Below are 16,397 nucleotides of genomic sequence, written 5' to 3'. Positions count from 1 at the left end.
GGGACCTGCGAGAATGGCCCGATGACGGGAGCGGACGGCACGGAGGAATGGGCACGGCACTGGCGGTACGCCGCGCTGCCCGACCTTGATCTGCTGCGGGCCCGGTACGTCCGCCACACCTTCCCCCGGCACAGCCACGAGGGCTATGTCTTCGGCGCGGTCACCGGCGGCGTGGAGGACGTGGGGCTGCCGGGCGGCACGGTCCACGCGGTCCCCGGAACCGTCGTCATGATCAACCCGGAAGTGCCGCACACCGCCCGCTCCGGGGCGCCCGAGGGCTGGGCGTACGCCACGCTCTACCCGTCGGCACAGGTCGTCAACGGTATCGCGGCCGAGGTGACGTCCCTGCGCGGCACGGTCGGCTTCGCCGAGACCCGGGTGACCGACCCCCACGCCTCCCGCCTGATCACCGAGGTGCACCGGGCGGCGGAGGAGGGCAACGCGCTGGCGGCCGACAGCCTGCTGCGGGTCCTGGTCACCCGGCTCCTCAATCGGCACGGCAGCCCGCTGCCCGGACTGGCCGCGCACACCGGGGGTGCGCGGAACGCCGTGCGCGCCCGGGTCGCGCTGGAGGAGCGGATGGCCGCCCCGCCCACGCTGGAGACGCTCGCCGCCGAGCTGGGCACGGTCCGTTCGCGCTGCTGAGAGCCTTCAAGAAGGAGTACGGGACGCCGCCCCACACCTGGCTCACCGACGCCCGGGTGCGCAGGGCCCGCCGTATGCTCGACGCCGGTGTCGCTCCCGCCGAGGCCGCGACCGCCGTCGGCTTCACGGATCAGCCGCACCTCAATCGCCACTTCACCCGGATCGTGGGTGTGCCGCCCGGCGCCTACCAGCGCGAGCGCGGCGGGCCGAGGCCCGGCCGGTGAGGACGCGAGAACGTACCGGTGATGGTGCGGTAGGCGCCGGTGAGTGCGCAGAACGTACCGGCGAGTGTGCAAGAACGTACAAGACCAGGACCGAACGATCCCCGTAGCGTTCCGGGCGTGGCAGAACAGACAGCACTCCCAGAGAGCACCGGCCCGACCGGTGCCATGTCCTCCGGGCCGCCCGGCCCGGCGGCCGAGGCCCGACCGGACAAGCCGGACGCGGCCGTCGTCCGGGACGCGCTCGGCGTCGGTATCGCCGTCGGCCTCTCCGGCTTCGCCTTCGGCGTCACCTCCGCGGGCTCCGGACTCAGCCTGTTGCAGACCTGCGTCCTGAGTCTTCTCGTCTTCACCGGCGCCTCCCAGTTCGCCCTGGTCGGCGCGCTGGCCGCGGGCGGCAACCCCTACACCGCCGCGGCCGGGGCGTTCTTCCTGGGCGTCCGGAACGCGTTCTACGGTCTGCGCCTCTCCCAACTGCTCGCCCTTCCCCGCGCGGTACGGCCGTTCGCCGCCCACTGGGTCATCGACGAGACGACCGCGGTCACCCTGCCGCAGCCCACTCGGCGGGCCGCACGCATCGGCTTCACGGTCACCGGACTCACCCTGTACGTGCTGTGGAACCTGACCACCCTGGTGGGCGCCCTGGGCGCCGAGGCGCTGGGCGACACCGACGTGTGGGGCCTGGACGCGGCGAGCCCCGCGGTGTTCCTCGCGTTGCTCGCGCCGATGCTCAAGAGCACCACCGAACGCGTCACGGCGGGGCTGGCCGTCCTGCCGGCCCTGACGCTGCTGCCCGTTCTGCCGGCGGGCGTGCCCGTCCTGCTGGCGGCGCTCGCGGCGCCCGTCGGCCTCTTCCTCATGGGACGGACGAAGCGGGGACCGGCCACCGGGAACGCCGCGGACGGCTCGGCGACACAGCGGAAGAAGGGTGAGCGGCGCTCATGAACGTCTGGATCGCCATCGGACTGACCGTGGCGGGCTGCTACCTCGCCAAACTCCTGGGCCTGCTGGTGCCCGCGGGCGTGCTGGAGCGACCGCTCGTCCAGCGGATGGCCGCCCTGCTGCCCGTGGCGCTGCTGGCGGCGCTCACCGCGCAGCAGACCTTCGGCGACGGTCAGCAGCTCGTCCTCGACGCCCGCGCCGCCGGTCTCGGAGCGGCGGCACTCGCCCTGATCCTTCGCGCTCCTTTCCTGGTCGTCGTCGGCGCGGGCGTTCTGGTCACGGCGGGCGTGCGCGCGCTGGCCTGAGCGAGCCGAGCATCCGGGAGGCGGGGCGAGGAGGAGCCCGTCCACCGCGCCCGATACGTGGTCAGCCCAGTGGGCGACCGTACGAGCGGAGCGTCCCCAAGGCTCTGAGCGTCACCAGGGGGCGCCCTTCCAGCGCGGTTCCCGGCGCCCACTGACGCCAGTTCACGGGCCATCCGCCGTCATCCTGCTGCTCGGCGGCCAGGTGGTTGAGCGAACGCTCCAGCTCCTCGTCCGTGAACCAGCGTCTGGCCAGGGACCCGGGCGTACGGGCGTAGTCGTGCGGGAAGTGGTGCTCGTTCGGCGCGTAGCCCGCCGCCACCGGGTACTCCGCCCGCCGGGAGGGATCGAGCACCGCGAGGCGTTGTTCGCGCACCAGACGGCCGAGCCGGTCGGCCGCCGCCTCGGCGCGGGCCCGGTCGGGGGCGCCGTCGAGGAAGGCGACCGCGGCCTCGACCTCGTAGGGATGGGACTGCTCCAGAGCCTCTACGGCACTCCAGCAGAAGTCCGTCGCCCGGAACAGCCAGGCGTGCCATACCTGATTGCCGTGCAGCAGCCCGACGACCGGGCCGGTCGCCAGCAGCTCCGCCGGCGGGTTGTCCACGATCGGGATGAACGGTGCCGCGGGATAGCCGCGCTGCGTGGGGAGCAGAGCGGGCAAGGCACCTTCTTTGGTCGACACATCGGTCAGATAGCGGCAGATCCGTTCGACGCGCTGTCCGTCGCAGCGGCCGATCGAATCAAGAACGCTCAGCGCGTGGGCGGTGTGCAACGGCTGGCTGACCGGCCCCCGGAGATCGGGTTCCAGCGCGTGACCGTAGCCGCCGTCCTCGTTCAGATAGGCGGAGAGGGCCGTCTCGACGGTGGCGGGATCTCCGCTCAGGAAGCCATGGGTGAACCTCCGCTGTTCGAGGACACGGGCCGTGAGCCAGATGAACTGCTCGGCGCGGGCGAGGGTGTTTGCTCCGGTTTGAGCCATGAACCGACCGTAGAGGGGAAAGGTGCCCGGCAGGTGCCCGGCGGACCTGCTGCACTCTCAGGAGCGGGATACTGGTGGCATGCGGTTGACGATTTTCTGGGAGCGGATGGCCGACCACTTCGGTGCGGCCTACGCGGACTCCTTCGCCCGTGACCATGTGATGGCCGAACTCGGCGGCCGTACGGTGCACCAGGCCCTGGACGCGGGCTGGGACGCCAAAGACGTCTGGCGCGGGGTCTGCACGGCCATGGGCGTCCCGGCCGACAGGCGCTGATGCCTGTATACGTTCCGGCGGACGAGCCCTGAAGTCCCCGCGCATTCCGGCGGACGGGCGCTGAACTCCGTGCACGGCCGGTGGACAAGAGCCGAGCGTGACTGAACCCCGTTCCGGGCGGGAACGGGACCGGAACGGTCGACTCGGGGCGGGGGACCGGTGGCCGGCGGCATAGGCCAGACTTGTCCCGTGTCATCGACAGACGAGACCGCCCCGGCCCAGCCGTCCGCATCCCCGCCCGCCCCGCCCGCCCCGCCGGCCGCGCCACCGGCGCCGGCCTCCGGTGCCGGTGGGGTCCGCATGCCCGGCTGGCTGCCGCGTGCGATGGTGCTGGCCCTGGCGCTCTACGCCTGCTTCCAGCTCGGCAGTTGGGCTTTCCATCAGCTCATCGGGTTGCTGACGAACGTGCTGATCGCGTTCTTCCTGGCGCTCGCCATCGAGCCCGCGGTCGGCCGGATGGCGGGTCGCGGCATGCGCCGAGGGCTGGCCACGTTCCTCGTCTTCCTCGGAGTGATGATCTTCGGCGTCGGATTCGTGGTGCTGCTGGGGTCGATGCTCGCGGGCCAGATCGTCGACATGGTCGACGAGTTCCCCAAGTACATCGACTCGGTGATCAACTGGGTCAACCAGACCTTCCGCACCGAACTCTCCCGGGTCGAGGTCCAGGACAGCCTGCTGCACTCCGACTGGCTGCAGAAGTACGTCCAGAACAGCGCCACCGGAGTGCTCGACGTCTCCACCACGGTCATCGGCGGACTGTTCCGGCTGTTGACGATCTTCCTGTTCTCCTTCTACTTCGCGGCCGACGGTCCCCGGCTCCGCCGCGCCCTGTGCTCCGTCCTGCCGCCGGCCCGGCAGGCCGAGGTGCTGCGCGCCTGGGAGATCGCGGTCGACAAGACCGGCGGATACATCTACTCGCGCGGTCTGATGGCGTTGATCTCCGGCGTCGCGCACTACGTCCTGCTGGTGATTCTCGGGGTGCCCTACGCCCCGGCACTCGCCGTCTGGGTCGGACTCGTCTCGCAGTTCATCCCCACCATCGGCACGTACCTCGCGGGTGCCCTGCCCATGCTGATCGCCTTCACGGTCAACCCCTGGTACGCGCTGTGGGTGCTCGGGTTCGTCGTGATCTACCAACAGTTCGAGAACTACGTGCTCCAGCCCAAGCTGACCGCGAAGACCGTCGACATCCACCCCGCGGTCGCCTTCGGATCGGTCATCGTCGGCACGGCCCTGCTCGGCGCGGTCGGCGCGCTGGTCGCCATTCCCGCCGTCGCCACGCTCCAGGCGTTCCTCGGCGCCTATGTGAAGCGGTACGACGTCACCGACGACCCACGCGTGCACGGGGGGAGCAGCCGCGCGCCCGGGAGGCCGTTGCCGTCACGGATACGCCGTCTGGTGAAGGGCTCCCGGCTCGCCGGACGCGGGGGCGCGGAGGGTACGCCGGACGGGCCGCCTCAGCGGTAGCCGGACACGGCGGGGCGGCCTCAGCGGTAGCCCGTCACATCGGCAGGCAGGCAGGCAGGCAGGCCCGGGTCCTGGACCTCGGTCAGATACCGCCAGGCGTCGGGCCGGCTCCCGTCCGCATCGGTGAGGCCGTACACCTGGGCGAGCTGACGGCTGGAGAGCGACCTGCCGTTCCAGCGGGCCACCTCGGGTCGCCGGTGAGGGCGGACACAGCGCGGCCGACGTACGCGGGGGACTCGGAGATCGCGAAGTGGGGCGTGTGCGCGACGGCGTCCCGCCAGGTGGTCCCCGTCACTCCGTGGGCCTGGAGCATGGCTTCGGACCGGAGCCGGCCCGGGTGAGCTCCACGGCGGTCGCGTGGTGCGGGGCGAGTTCATGGCCGAGGGCGAGGGCCATCCGGTTCACCGCGGCCTTGGCCAGGTCGTAGAAGAACGAGACGCGGTAATGGGACGCGTTGTGCTCGTCCGTCCCGTCGGTCTTTCGACGACCAGGCCGCCCGGTGTCTCGATCAGCAGCGGCAGTGCGAAGTGACTGGTGATGGCGTGGGTATCGACGGCCGGCCGCAGGGTGCGCAGCCCGGTGCCGAGCGACGCCCCCACACCGGCTTGTCCCCCTCGATCTCGGCGCCCCAGATGTCCCCCGCAATCACTGCCATATCGATTGAAAACGGGGCGATAGGCTCAGGAGTGCAGGCTCGGCTGCGTTCGGTCAGGGGTAGCCGCGGGGTCGCGTGGTGCGCTTGACATGGAAATCGAACATCCATTCTGATGGAATTCCGGCCGGGCTTTCCCGGGCCCGGCCGTGGAGTTGTCCACAGGTCGGGAGGACGTCGAGGCCCATTGTCAGTGGCAGGGGTTAGCGTCTGAGACGTGAAGCGATCGACTCAAGCAAATCGGGTGGAACCCATGGCAGGTAACGACCGCGAGAAGGCGCTGGACGCCGCACTCGCACAGATTGAACGGCAATTCGGCAAGGGCGCGGTGATGCGCCTGGGCGAGCGGCCGAACGAGCCCATCGAGGTCATCCCCACGGGATCGACCGCTCTCGACGTCGCCCTCGGCGTCGGCGGTCTGCCGCGCGGCCGTGTGGTGGAGGTGTACGGACCGGAGTCCTCCGGTAAGACGACTCTGACGTTGCACGCGGTGGCGAACGCGCAGAAGCTCGGCGGCTCGGTGGCGTTCATCGACGCCGAGCACGCGCTGGACCCGGAGTACGCGAAGAAGCTCGGCGTCGACATCGACAACCTCATCCTGTCCCAGCCGGACAACGGTGAGCAGGCGCTGGAGATCGTCGACATGCTGGTGCGCTCCGGCGCCCTGGACCTGATCGTCATCGACTCCGTGGCCGCTCTGGTGCCCCGCGCGGAGATCGAGGGTGAGATGGGCGACTCGCACGTGGGTCTCCAGGCCCGTCTGATGAGCCAGGCCCTCCGCAAGATCACCAGTGCGCTCAACCAGTCCAAGACCACCGCGATCTTCATCAACCAGCTCCGCGAGAAGATCGGTGTGATGTTCGGCTCCCCGGAGACCACCACCGGTGGCCGGGCGCTGAAGTTCTACGCCTCGGTGCGCCTCGACATCCGCCGGATCGAGACGCTCAAGGACGGCACCGACGCCGTCGGCAACCGCACCCGCGTCAAGGTCGTCAAGAACAAGGTCGCCCCGCCGTTCAAGCAGGCGGAGTTCGACATCCTCTACGGCCAGGGCATCAGCCGCGAGGGCGGTCTGATCGACATGGGTGTGGACCACGGCTTCGTCCGCAAGGCCGGCGCCTGGTACACGTACGAGGGCGATCAGCTCGGCCAGGGCAAGGAGAACGCCCGCAACTTCCTCAAGGACAACCCCGACCTCGCCAACGAGATCGAGAGGAAGATCCTGGAGAAGCTGGGTATCGGTGTTCGTCCGGACGCCGCTACGGGCGAGCCTGCCGCGGACGCCGCCGCGACAGCGGCTGCGGCACCTGCGGCCGACGGGGCGGCGAAGCCGGCGACCACTGCGGCGGCCAAGGCCAAGCCGGCCAAGACCGTGGCGGCCAAGAGCTAGGCCGTGACACGTCGTACGGAGTGGCCGGGCGGTCTTGCCGAGCCAGGCGGCGACCCCGAACCCGGTTACGGGCCCGCAGAGCCGGAGGAGGATGCCGGGGCGCGGCCCGGGCGCCGCACACGCGGTGGAGCGGGAGCCGGGGGCGGATTCGGCGAGGGGGCGGGCCGCCGCGCCCGCTCCGGCACCAGAAGCAGCGGCTCCCCTTCCTCGTCGAGGGCCGAGAAGGGGGAGCCGCGTGACCCGGTCGAGCAGGCGCGCAACATCTGTCTGCGGCTGCTCACCGGGACGCCGCGAACGCGCAAACAGCTCGCGGACGCCCTGCGCAAGCGGGAGATCCCGGACGAGGCGGCCGAGGAAGTGCTCGCGCGCTTCGAGGACGTCGGGCTGATCGACGACGCGGCGTTCGCCGGGGCATGGGTGGAGTCCCGGCACCACGGTCGGGGGCTCGCGCGCCGTGCCCTCGTCCGTGAGCTGCGGACGAAAGGTGTGGACTCCACCGTGATCGACGAGGCGGTCGGTCAGCTCGACCCGGGGCAGGAGGAGGAGACGGCGCGCGAGCTCGTGGCCCGCAAGCTCCGCTCCACGCGGGGCCTGGATCGGGACAAGCGGCTGCGCCGCCTGGCGGGGATGCTCGCACGCAAGGGATACGGGGAGGGTATGGCCCTGCGGGTGGTGCGGCAGGCGCTGGAGGAGGAGGGCGAGGAGACGGAAGGTCTGGACGAGCCCTTCTGAAGTCCCGGGCCCGGAGATACCGGCGGCCAGGTGCCAGGTGCCAAGTGCCAGCGGTCAACGTCCGACGGTCAGCGGCCCATGGTCACTGTCCGGCCAGGGACGCACGGCGGATGGCGGCGTCGACGAGGGCCAGGGCGTTCGCTGCGGTGCGGCCGGGGTGCCGGTTCCAGGAGCCGATCAGTCCGGGCCAGCCCTGCGCGCGCAGCTCCGTGATCAGCCAGGCGCCGGCCCGGTCCACGGTGTCCAGGGAGCCGTAGCCGAGGCGGTGCGCGGAGATCAGGGCACCGCAGACGCAGCGTGCGCCACGGGCGTTGCGCAGCCGGTACGGGGTGTTCTGCCAGCCCCACTCGGCCAGGATCTGCCGTGCGTAGCCGAGGTGGGTCGACGGGCGCAGGTCGCCCTGCCCGAACCGCCGCCATAGGTGAACGCGGTCGGGCAGCATCGCGCCCAGCCGTCCGGGCAGTGGGCGCTCGTGCGGGGGTGCGGCGGGCAGTGCCCGCAGGGAGTCGTCGACGAGCCGGTCCACGGGCACGGACAGCAGGGTCCGCCAGTCGAAGGGCCCTGCGGGCACGGGTTCCGCAGGTTGGGTGGGTTCCACGAGCCGTGCCCACGCCGGCTCCGCCGGAGTGGGCTCGGGCCCGGGGAGCTCGGGCCCGGGGAGCACGGGCCCGGGGAGCTCGGGGGCTGTGCGCTCCCAGCCCGTGACGATCTGCTGCCAGGCCTGGGTGTCGTGCAGCCGGGAAGCCTGGCCGTCGAGCTGGTCGGGGGTGAGGAGAACAGTCGTCATGAATGCGCCATCTCCGTACATTTCGGTCCTCTATGTGAGGCGAATGTCGGTCACGCACGGCGGTTGCTCCAGTGGAACGTGGCGTTCGGGTGTGTGACATCCGAACGGATCTGACGCCTGATACCTAACGCCTGATACCTGATATCTGACGCCTGATACCTGACGCCTGCCACCCGAGCTCGGGTGGCAGGCGTCAGATACCGGGTCAGTTCCCGGGTGTCAGGTGGAGGTGGAGGCGACCGGAAGTCCCGCGGCGCGCCACGCCTGGAAGCCGCCGATCAGGTCGGTGGCCCGGTGCAGCCCCAGCTGCCGCAGCGAGACGACCGCGAGGCTGGAGGCGTATCCCTCGTTGCAGATGACGACGATCTGGAGGTCGTGGCCGACCGCTTCGGCGGCGCGGTGGCTGCCCCGGGGGTCGAGCCGCCATTCCAGTTCGTTGCGTTCGACGACCAGCGCGCCCGGGATCAGCCCGTCCCGGTCGCGGAGCGCCGCGTACCGGATGTCCACCAGGAGGGCCCCGGCCTCCGTCGCCGCGGCGGCCTCGGGCGGGCCGATCCGGTCGTAGCCGGCCCTGGCCCGTTCCAGTAGTTCGTCGATGCCCACAGGCGGTGGGGCGTCCGGTACGGTCTCGTACCGGTTCGTGTTCCGGTCCTCGCTCACTGCCAGTCCTCCGGGCGTTCGGTCTGCTCCAGGCGGAGCACCGCACCGATGCGGCTGAACCGGCGGATCCGCGCCAGGGGCGGGTAGTAGGCGTGGACGGAGATGGCGTGTGCGACCTCGGACTCGTTGAGGACCTCATGGACGTGGTTCTGCCCGAAGGCCCTGCCCTGGCCGGTGGCCAGCTTCCTCGACCGGTCCACCCCGTCCGTCAGCTCCAGCGTCTTCCAGCCGTCGGTGGGCAGTCGTACGGCCAGCGAGTGTTCCTTGAGGGCACCGGCCGCGGTGGTGAACGCGCCGAACGAGTCGGCGTGATCGTGCCAGCCCGTGCCGGTGCCGGGCGGCCAGCCGATCAGCCACGCCTCGCTGCCGCCCGGTCCGTCGAGCCGGATCCAGGTGCGGCCCTCCGGATCCAGGGGGAGCGAGGCGATGAGAGCCTCGTCCTGGGCGGCGCCGCGGACGAAGTCCATCAGCTCCGCGACCGTCGGTGCGGCGGAAGAGGTTGCGGAGCCCCCGGTCACAGGGGCGGAAGGGGAAGGAACAGCGGCAGCCGTGGGCACGGCGGAGCGAGCGGAAGACACGAGGACCGTCCTGAGAGTTCGCGCGGGGTTCCGGGCCGTGCGGAAAGCGGCACGCACCGGCGGAGGGAGGCGATTCAGCAGGACGGGCGACACACGCAGCCCGCGTAACGGACGAGGTCCATATGGACCCTCCGCCACAGGCGCACATCGGTGTCGGTCATGATCTGGAGTACACCACGCGCGCCCGTGACGGTCAATCGATCAGTGGAGCCCTGAGGTCCCGTCGGCGTGGACCCGGTCCCGGGACCGCTGCTCGTGCCCCGCACCCCGTTCGTCCCCGCCGTCGCCCGGCTCCACGGGCTCCCGCGCCTCGCCAGGCGCACCGCCCAGAGCGGCCTGTGCCGCGGTGAACAGCTCCGCGGGCCGTACGCCGCCGAAGGCCGTCACCAGATGCCCGTCCGGCCTGACCAGCAGGACCGTGTGGGCCGATGCCCCCGGGTAGCTCTCGGTGACCAGCAGCTCCGTCGACCCGGGGAGCGCTGCCACGGCGTCCGTGAGGCCGGGCATGACGCCCGCGGTCTGCCAGTGTCGCCGGTCCCAGACCCCGGTCCCCGGCGCGACCAGGATCACCAGCGGATGGCCCTGCCCGAGCCGCTCCCGCAGACGCGCCGTCGTTCCGTCCGGCGCTGTCACCGTCACGTCGGCGACCGGCGCACCGGGGGGCGTACCGACAACGGTGTGCGCCTCGGTGTGCGGCGGCGAAAGGGGGGAGTGTGAGTACGAAGGGGGCGCACCCAGTGCTCCGCAGCCCAGATGGCCGTCGGCGAGCAGGGTGTCGTGACCGCGTGCGGCACCCGGGACCAGGGTCCGAAGGCCGCCTCCGCCGCGCAGTATCGGCAGCGACTGGTCGGCGGCGCGCAGCCGTGCGGCCACCGCTGCCCGGCGCTCCGCCTGGTAGCTGTCGAGCAGCTGCTCGGCCGGGCCGTGGTGCCAGGCGTGGGCCAGCTTCCAGGCCAGGTTCTCGGCGTCCCGGATGCCCTCGTCCAGTCCCTGCGTGCCCACCGCGCCCAGCAGGTGCGCCGCGTCCCCCGCCAGGAAGGCGCGCTGCTTGCGCCAGCGCCGGGCGAGCCGGTGGTGGAGCGTGTGGACCCCGGTGTCCAGCAGTTCGTACGCCGGGGTCTCGCCGCACCAGCCGGCCAGGGTGTCCCGGATACGGGTGATCAGAGCTTCGGGAGTGACCAGTTCGCCACGCGGCGGCAGCAGCCAGTCCAGCCTCCAGACGCCGTCCGGCAGCGGCCGGGCGGAGACCTCGGCGCCCCCGGTACGCCAGGGCGGCTGCCGGTGCAGAACGGCCTCGTCGGGCCAGGGCAGTTCGGCTCGGAGCGCGGCGACGGCATGCCGCTCCACCGCCGTACGACCGGGGAAGCGGATGTCCAGCAGCTTGCGCACGGTCGACCGGGCGCCGTCGCAGCCGACCAGATAACTCCCGCGCCACCAGGTCGAGCCCGGCTCCCTCGTGTGCACCGTGATGCCGTCGGGGTCCTGCTCCAGGGTGTCGATCCGGCTCATCGGCACCCGCTGGACCAGCGGCGCCTTGTCCGCCGCCGCACGCAGGGCGGCGCTCAGCTCGTGCTGCGGAAGGTGGAGCGGCGCGGGAAGGAGTCCGGTGAGCGGGGCCCCGTCCTCGTCGCCGCGCCCCCCGCTCAGCGGCACGTTCCGGACCAGTTGCTTGCGGCGCATCGAACGCCACCCGGCCCAGCGCAGCCCGACCCGGTCCAGCTCCCGGCAGCCGAGGCGGCCCACCAGGTCGGCGGTGTCCTCGCGCAGCACGACCGTGCGGGCGGGACGGGGCTCCTCCGTGCCGGGGCCCTCGTCGAGAACGACCGAGGGGACGCCCTGGGCGGCGAGGGCCAGCGACAGCGTCAGGCCGACGGGCCCGGCGCCGACGACGATCACCGGGTCCACGGCTCGTACCCTCCGGCCCGTACGGTCATGCGGAACGTGGCATAGGAAGCCGGGTGCGTGATCACAGAACGTATGCAACCCACTGGTGGTGCTTGCGTCAAGTGACCGAGGCAGCGACGCGTGCGCCGCTGCCTCGAATGCTCCTGCTCGTCAGGGCCGGGAAGGGCCCGGGACGGTCAGCCCTTCGTCACACCGGTCCCACCGGCACCGTCGGCCGTCGGGCCTGCGCCCCCTGCGCCCCCCGCGTCCGGACCGGGAACGGCCTCCACCGCGGGGATGCCGGCGGCCGGGGCGCCGGGCGCCACCTTGATGCCGGTCCTGGCGCGGCGGCCGCGCTTCTCGATCCACGTCGCCAGCGCCGAGAGCAGCAGACACATCGCGATGTAGAGGGTGCCGATGACGACGATCGTCGAGACGTACGGGTACTGGCCGTTCACCTGGGTGTTGGAGGCGATCAGACGCGCGGTCTGGAGCAGCTCCGGGTACAGGATGATGAAGCCGAGCGAGGTGTCCTTGAGGGTCACCACGAGCTGGCCGATGATCGTCGGCAGCATGGACCGAACGGCCTGCGGCATCAGGACGCTGACCATCACCTGCGTCTTGCTCATGCCGAGCGCGTACGCCGCCTCGCTCTGGCCCTTGGGAACCGAGTTGATGCCGGCCCGCAGCACCTCGGCCTGGACGCAGCCGTTGTAGACGGACAGACCCGCCGCCAGCGCCCACATCGAGTAGTCGGTGAGGAAGCCGACCCAGATGGCGTAGATGGTGATCAGCAGCGGGAGCGAGCGGAACAGCTCGATGAAGGTGGTCGCCGCCCAGCGGACCGGCTTGTGGTCGGAGAGCCTGCCCACCACCAGGACCACGCCGAGGACCAGCGAGCCGATCGCGGCGAGACCGAACGCCTTGAGCGTGGCGATCAGGGCGTCGGCGATGTTCTGCCGGATGCCCGTGTAGTTGAAGATGTCCCACATCGCGGGGGCGAGATGCCCCTTGTCCGCGAGCCGCATGATGCTGATGCCGATCAGCGCCGCGATGGCGAGGCTGCCGACGACCGCGTAGATCCGGTTGCGGACGACGGCCTTGGGGCCCGGGGTGTCGTAGAGAACGCTGGCGCTCATCGGGCGACCTCCATGCGACGCTCCAGCAGCCGGAAGAGGCCGCTGATGGTAAACGTGACGATCAGGAAGCCGATGGCCACCCAGATGAAGACGGGGACGATGTCGTAGCCCTTGTCACTCATCAGCTTCTGCCAGCCGAACAGCTCGGCGACGCTGAAGGCGCCGGCGATCGCGGAGTTCTTCGTCAGCGCGATGAAGATGCTGCTCAGCGGCGGGATCACGGTCCGGGTCGCCTGGGGGAGCACCACGATCTGCAGCGTCTGGGCGAAGGTCATGCCGATGGAGCGGGCGGCCTCGGCCTGTCCCAGCGGCACGGTGTTGATGCCTGAGCGGACCGCCTCGCACACGAACGAGGAGGTGTAGAAGCCGAGCGCCAGCGAGCCGAGCACGAACGGGCTCATCCCCGGGAAGAGGATCTCGGGCACGACGAAGAAGAAGATCAGGAAGAGCAGTGTCAGCGGGGTGTTGCGCATCAGCGTCACCCAGGCGGTGCCGAAGTACCGCAGCGGCGGCACCGGCGAGACCCGGAATCCGGCGATGACCACACCGAGGACCAGGGCGATAACCGAGCTGACGGCGGTGATCGACACGGTTCCTATGAAGCCGTCGCGGAACTCTGGGAAATTGTCGAGCAGTACGTTCATGAGGTCTCCGCGTCGGCGGTCAGCGGCATCAGGGCAGGGGAAGGGGCGCCCCGTACGCCCGCCGTCCCCGGGGAAGCCGGGACGGCGGTGGCGTACGGGACGCCTGGGTCACTCGCGGGGCGTCGTGACGGATGACGGGATGCCGGCCGTCGGACGGCGAGCCGGAGCCCGCGGGACGACGGCCGACGGCGTCAGTAGCGCTCGATGGCCGGCGGCTCGACGTAGTCCGAACCGGACAGACCCAGCGTGGCCTCGTAGATCTTCTTGTACGTGCCGTCCTTGACGCGGTCCTCCAGCGACTTGCTGATGGCCTCGCGGAGCACCTTGTCGTCCTTGTTCAGGCCGACGCCGTAGGGCTCGTCGGTGAACGGGTCGCCGACGACCTTGAGCTTGCCGGAGTTGGCGGCCGCGTAGCCCTTGAGGATCGAGTCGTCCGTGGTGACGGCGTCGACCTGCTTGGTCAGCAGCTGCTGCACGCAGTCGGAGTACTTGGCCAGCTCGACGACGCTCGCGCCGTACTCGGGCTTCTTGATCTCCTGGAGCGGGGTGGAGCCGACGATCGAGCAGACCTTCTTGCCCTTCACCGAGTCCTTGCCGGTGATCGTCTTCTCGTCCGCGCGCACCAGGAGGTCCGCGCCGGCCTTGTAGTACGGCCCGGCGAAGCCGACCTGCTTCTTGCGCTCGTCGTTGATCGTGTAGGTGCCGACGTAGTAGTCGACCTGGCCCTTGGAGATGGCCGTCTCACGGACACCGGAGTCGACGGTCTTCCACTCGATCTGCTTGTCGGAGAAGCCGAGGTCGGCCGCGACCATCTTGGCGATCTCGATATCGAAGCCCGAGCGCTCCTTGGTCGACTGGTCCTCGAAGCCGAGGTACGGCTGGTCGGCCTTGGCGCCGAGGATCAGCTTGCCGCGCTCCTTGGCCTTCTTGAAGACCGGGGAGTCCAGCGTGACGTCCTTGGCCACGGTGTACGTGGGCAGCGCGGGGGCCTCGGAGGAACCGGGCTTCGTGCCGCCCGGCTTGTCACCGGCGGAGCCCTCCTTGCCGCCGCAGGCGGTCGCGGTCAGGGCGAGGACGGCGATGGCCGCGACGGCGGCGGACTGACGGAGCTTCATGTGAGCAATCCTTAGGTCGTAGGTCGTTGTCGTCAGTGGTGAAGGATCTTCGACAGGAAGTCCTTGGCCCGGTCGCTGCGCGGATTGCTGAAGAACTGGTCGGGGGTCGCCTCTTCGACGATCTTCCCGTCGGCCATGAACACGACGCGGTTGGCGGCGGAACGGGCGAAGCCCATCTCGTGGGTGACGACGATCATCGTCATACCGTCCCGGGCCAGCTGCTGCATGACCTCCAGGACCTCGTTGATCATCTCCGGATCGAGCGCCGACGTGGGCTCGTCGAAGAGCATGACCTTCGGGTCCATCGCCAACGCCCGTGCGATCGCGACGCGTTGCTGCTGGCCACCGGAGAGCTGCGCCGGGTACTTGTCGGCCTGTACGCCGACGCCCACCCGGTCGAGCAGGGTCCGGGCCTTCTCCTCCGCCGCCTTCTTGTCGGCCTTGCGGACCTTCACCTGGCCCAGCATGACGTTCTCCAGCACCGTCTTGTGTGCGAAGAGATTGAACGACTGGAAGACCATGCCCACGTCGGCACGCAGCCTGGCCAGCTCCTTGCCCTCCTGGGGCAGGGGCTTGCCGTCGATCGAGATCGCTCCCGAATCGACCGTCTCCAAGCGGTTGATCGTGCGGCACAGCGTGGACTTGCCGGACCCGGAAGGCCCGATGACGACCACGACCTCGCCACGGGCGATGGTCAGGTCGATGTCCTGGAGCACATGCAGCGCGCCGAAGTGCTTGTTGACGTTGCTCAGTACGACCAGGTCGTTCGCCGCGGGCGCGGCATCCTCGGCGTCCTTGGTCACTGAAACTCCGCTCATCGGCTTCTTGCTCCGTCCTCCTCGGTTGAACAAGGACACTAATGACGCAGTGCTACCAACGTCATTACATCTGAGCGGAAATTGAGCATAACGATCCGGCGGCAACCGGACACACCGTGTGAACTGGACGCCACGCGCTGCCCCGGGGGTGTACCGGGTGCATAACAGAAACCCTGCTGTAACCGGCAGACTCTTGACGGTTGTGCCGTTCATCGGCGTGGATGCTTTGAACGAGGCAGACGTGAAGCACCGCAGAACGGGAAGTCTCATCGGGGGCCCTCGGTGGCTCTCGGTGGCTCGCGCGAATGAAGCGCGGGTTAATGTCGGGGCCTTACCCGGTGACGCCGAGCGACGGTGGCGCGGACGGGACGGTGAAGCGAACGAGCCCGAGGAGCCGCTCGGCCCCCGGGGAAGCACGGAGGCCCGAGGAGCCGCACGGCCCCGGGGAGACACGGAGAGGAGGGCCATGAGACTGCTGCTCGTCGAGGACGACGACCATGTCGCGGCGGCCCTGTCCGCCGTGCTCGCCCGGCACGGATTCCAGGTCGTGCACGCCCGTAGCGGTGAGGAGGCCCTGCGCGCGCTGCTGCCCGCCGAGAAGGAGCCCTTCGGGGTGATCCTCCTCGACCTCGGCCTGCCCGACCAGGACGGCTACGAGGTGTGCGGGAAGATCCGCAAACGCACCGCGACCCCTGTGATCATGGTTACCGCCCGCGCGGACGTACGTTCGCGCATCCATGGACTCAACCTCGGCGCCGACGACTACGTCACCAAGCCGTACGACACCGGCGAGCTGCTCGCCCGTATCCACGCGGTCGCCCGGCGCACCTCCAGCGGCGAGGACACCGCGCCGCCCCCCCTCGTCGCCCTGCGCCTCGGGCCGGTCGCCATCGAGCTGCCGACCCGCCGGGTCAGCGTCGACGGGGTCGAGGTCCAGCTCACCCGCAAGGAGTTCGACCTGCTGGCCCTCCTCGCCCAGCGCCCCGGTGTCGTCTTCCGCCGCGAGCAGATCATCAGCGAGGTCTGGCGTACCAGCTGGGAGGGCACCGGGCGCACCCTGGAGGTCCACGTGGCCTCCCTCCGCTCCAAGCTGCGGCTGCCCGCCCTGATCGAGACCGTGCGGGGCGTCGGCTACCGGCTCGTCGCGCCGTCCGCGTAACCGGCGGGT

17 protein-coding genes and 2 pseudogenes are annotated in these 16,397 nt (G+C 70.5%); 8 read left to right on the top strand and 11 right to left on the bottom strand.

Annotated features, from left to right (window positions below; all coding sequences use genetic code 11):
• The first annotated feature begins 21 nt into the window (after positions 1-21).
• The 3 genes and pseudogenes from ACZ60Q_RS28525 (at position 22) to ACZ60Q_RS28515 (ending at position 2,113) form a co-directional block, all read left to right on the top strand.
• A pseudogene (locus ACZ60Q_RS28525) lies at positions 22-869 on the top strand (AraC family transcriptional regulator).
• A gap of 117 nt (positions 870-986) precedes the next feature.
• Positions 987-1,811: an AzlC family ABC transporter permease gene (locus ACZ60Q_RS28520; RefSeq protein ID WP_469640227.1), complete on the top strand. Its 825-nt coding sequence runs from the start codon at positions 987-989 to the stop codon at positions 1,809-1,811.
• On the top strand, positions 1,808-2,113 hold the full coding sequence (locus ACZ60Q_RS28515) for an AzlD domain-containing protein (protein WP_398066037.1): 306 nt from the start codon (positions 1,808-1,810) through the stop codon (positions 2,111-2,113). The genes ACZ60Q_RS28520 and ACZ60Q_RS28515 overlap by 4 nt, the downstream gene beginning before the upstream one ends.
• Positions 2,114-2,174: 61 nt before the next feature.
• Here ACZ60Q_RS28515 and ACZ60Q_RS28510 read toward each other — a convergent pair whose 3' ends face one another.
• On the bottom strand, positions 2,175-3,089 hold the full coding sequence (locus tag ACZ60Q_RS28510; RefSeq protein ID WP_469640225.1) for a hypothetical protein: 915 nt from the start codon (positions 3,087-3,089) through the stop codon (positions 2,175-2,177).
• A 79-nt stretch (positions 3,090-3,168) separates the two neighbouring features.
• On the opposite strand from ACZ60Q_RS28510, the gene ACZ60Q_RS28505 reads away from it, so the two are divergent.
• Both ACZ60Q_RS28505 and ACZ60Q_RS28500 read left to right on the top strand, forming a co-directional pair.
• Complete coding sequence (locus ACZ60Q_RS28505) at positions 3,169-3,363, top strand: DUF3046 domain-containing protein (RefSeq protein WP_469640223.1); 195 nt, start codon at positions 3,169-3,171, stop codon at positions 3,361-3,363.
• 300 nt (positions 3,364-3,663) lie between these two features.
• Positions 3,664-4,830 (top strand): AI-2E family transporter, encoded by a 1,167-nt coding sequence (locus ACZ60Q_RS28500; protein WP_469640269.1) that lies wholly within the window; start codon positions 3,664-3,666, stop codon positions 4,828-4,830.
• A gap of 20 nt (positions 4,831-4,850) precedes the next feature.
• Here ACZ60Q_RS28500 and ACZ60Q_RS28495 read toward each other — a convergent pair.
• Positions 4,851-5,479: pseudogene (locus ACZ60Q_RS28495) on the bottom strand (short-chain dehydrogenase); the annotation flags it as partial.
• A 256-nt stretch (positions 5,480-5,735) separates the two neighbouring features.
• Between ACZ60Q_RS28495 and recA the strand changes: the two are divergent.
• Entirely contained in the window at positions 5,736-6,872 is a 1,137-nt protein-coding gene (recA, locus tag ACZ60Q_RS28490) for a recombinase RecA (protein ID WP_469640221.1), read from the top strand.
• A gap of 3 nt (positions 6,873-6,875) precedes the next feature.
• Positions 6,876-7,604, top strand: coding sequence for a recombination regulator RecX (gene recX / locus ACZ60Q_RS28485; protein WP_469640219.1), 729 nt, complete (start codon positions 6,876-6,878; stop codon positions 7,602-7,604).
• An 82-nt stretch (positions 7,605-7,686) separates the two neighbouring features.
• On the opposite strand, the gene ACZ60Q_RS28480 is transcribed toward recX, so the two are convergent.
• The 9 genes from ACZ60Q_RS28480 to ACZ60Q_RS28440 all read right to left on the bottom strand — a co-directional run bounded on the left by ACZ60Q_RS28480 (position 7,687) and on the right by ACZ60Q_RS28440 (position 15,229).
• Positions 7,687-8,391 (bottom strand): DUF6197 family protein, encoded by a 705-nt coding sequence (locus tag ACZ60Q_RS28480; RefSeq protein WP_469640217.1) that lies wholly within the window; start codon positions 8,389-8,391, stop codon positions 7,687-7,689.
• 219 nt (positions 8,392-8,610) lie between these two features.
• Positions 8,611-9,051, bottom strand: a complete 441-nt coding sequence (locus tag ACZ60Q_RS28475) for a rhodanese-like domain-containing protein (protein ID WP_469640215.1) — start codon at positions 9,049-9,051, stop codon at positions 8,611-8,613.
• Positions 9,048-9,629, bottom strand: a complete 582-nt coding sequence (locus tag ACZ60Q_RS28470) for a cupin domain-containing protein (protein ID WP_469640213.1) — start codon at positions 9,627-9,629, stop codon at positions 9,048-9,050. Before ACZ60Q_RS28470 ends, ACZ60Q_RS28475 begins: the two co-directional genes overlap by 4 nt.
• A 74-nt stretch (positions 9,630-9,703) precedes the next feature.
• Positions 9,704-9,790: a putative leader peptide gene (locus ACZ60Q_RS28465; protein WP_311605579.1), complete on the bottom strand. Its 87-nt coding sequence runs from the start codon at positions 9,788-9,790 to the stop codon at positions 9,704-9,706.
• A gap of 40 nt (positions 9,791-9,830) precedes the next feature.
• Complete coding sequence (locus ACZ60Q_RS28460; RefSeq protein WP_469640211.1) at positions 9,831-11,534, bottom strand: FAD-dependent monooxygenase; 1,704 nt, start codon at positions 11,532-11,534, stop codon at positions 9,831-9,833.
• Positions 11,535-11,710: 176 nt separating this feature from the next.
• Positions 11,711-12,652 carry an amino acid ABC transporter permease gene (locus tag ACZ60Q_RS28455; protein ID WP_469640209.1) on the bottom strand — a complete coding sequence of 314 codons (942 nt, stop codon included), beginning with the start codon at positions 12,650-12,652 and terminating at the stop codon, positions 11,711-11,713.
• A complete protein-coding gene (locus tag ACZ60Q_RS28450; protein ID WP_469640207.1) occupies positions 12,649-13,296 on the bottom strand; it encodes an amino acid ABC transporter permease in 648 nt (215 codons plus the stop codon). The genes ACZ60Q_RS28455 and ACZ60Q_RS28450 overlap by 4 nt, the downstream gene beginning before the upstream one ends.
• A 191-nt stretch (positions 13,297-13,487) precedes the next feature.
• Positions 13,488-14,411 carry a glutamate ABC transporter substrate-binding protein gene (locus tag ACZ60Q_RS28445; RefSeq protein ID WP_469640205.1) on the bottom strand — a complete coding sequence of 308 codons (924 nt, stop codon included), beginning with the start codon at positions 14,409-14,411 and terminating at the stop codon, positions 13,488-13,490.
• 32 nt (positions 14,412-14,443) lie between these two features.
• Positions 14,444-15,229, bottom strand: a complete 786-nt coding sequence (locus ACZ60Q_RS28440) for an amino acid ABC transporter ATP-binding protein (RefSeq protein WP_026291196.1) — start codon at positions 15,227-15,229, stop codon at positions 14,444-14,446.
• Between the two features lie 466 nt (positions 15,230-15,695).
• Here ACZ60Q_RS28440 and ACZ60Q_RS28435 point away from each other — a divergent pair, with 466 nt between their 5' ends.
• Positions 15,696-16,388, top strand: a complete 693-nt coding sequence (locus ACZ60Q_RS28435; RefSeq protein WP_469640203.1) for a response regulator transcription factor — start codon at positions 15,696-15,698, stop codon at positions 16,386-16,388.
• Positions 16,389-16,397 lie beyond the last annotated feature (9 nt).

It is taken from the genome of Streptomyces sp. NPDC104313 (genome assembly GCF_055583985.1).
Note: the sequence above shows the minus strand (reverse complement) of the source record. Positions and strands in the feature narration are given on the sequence as shown.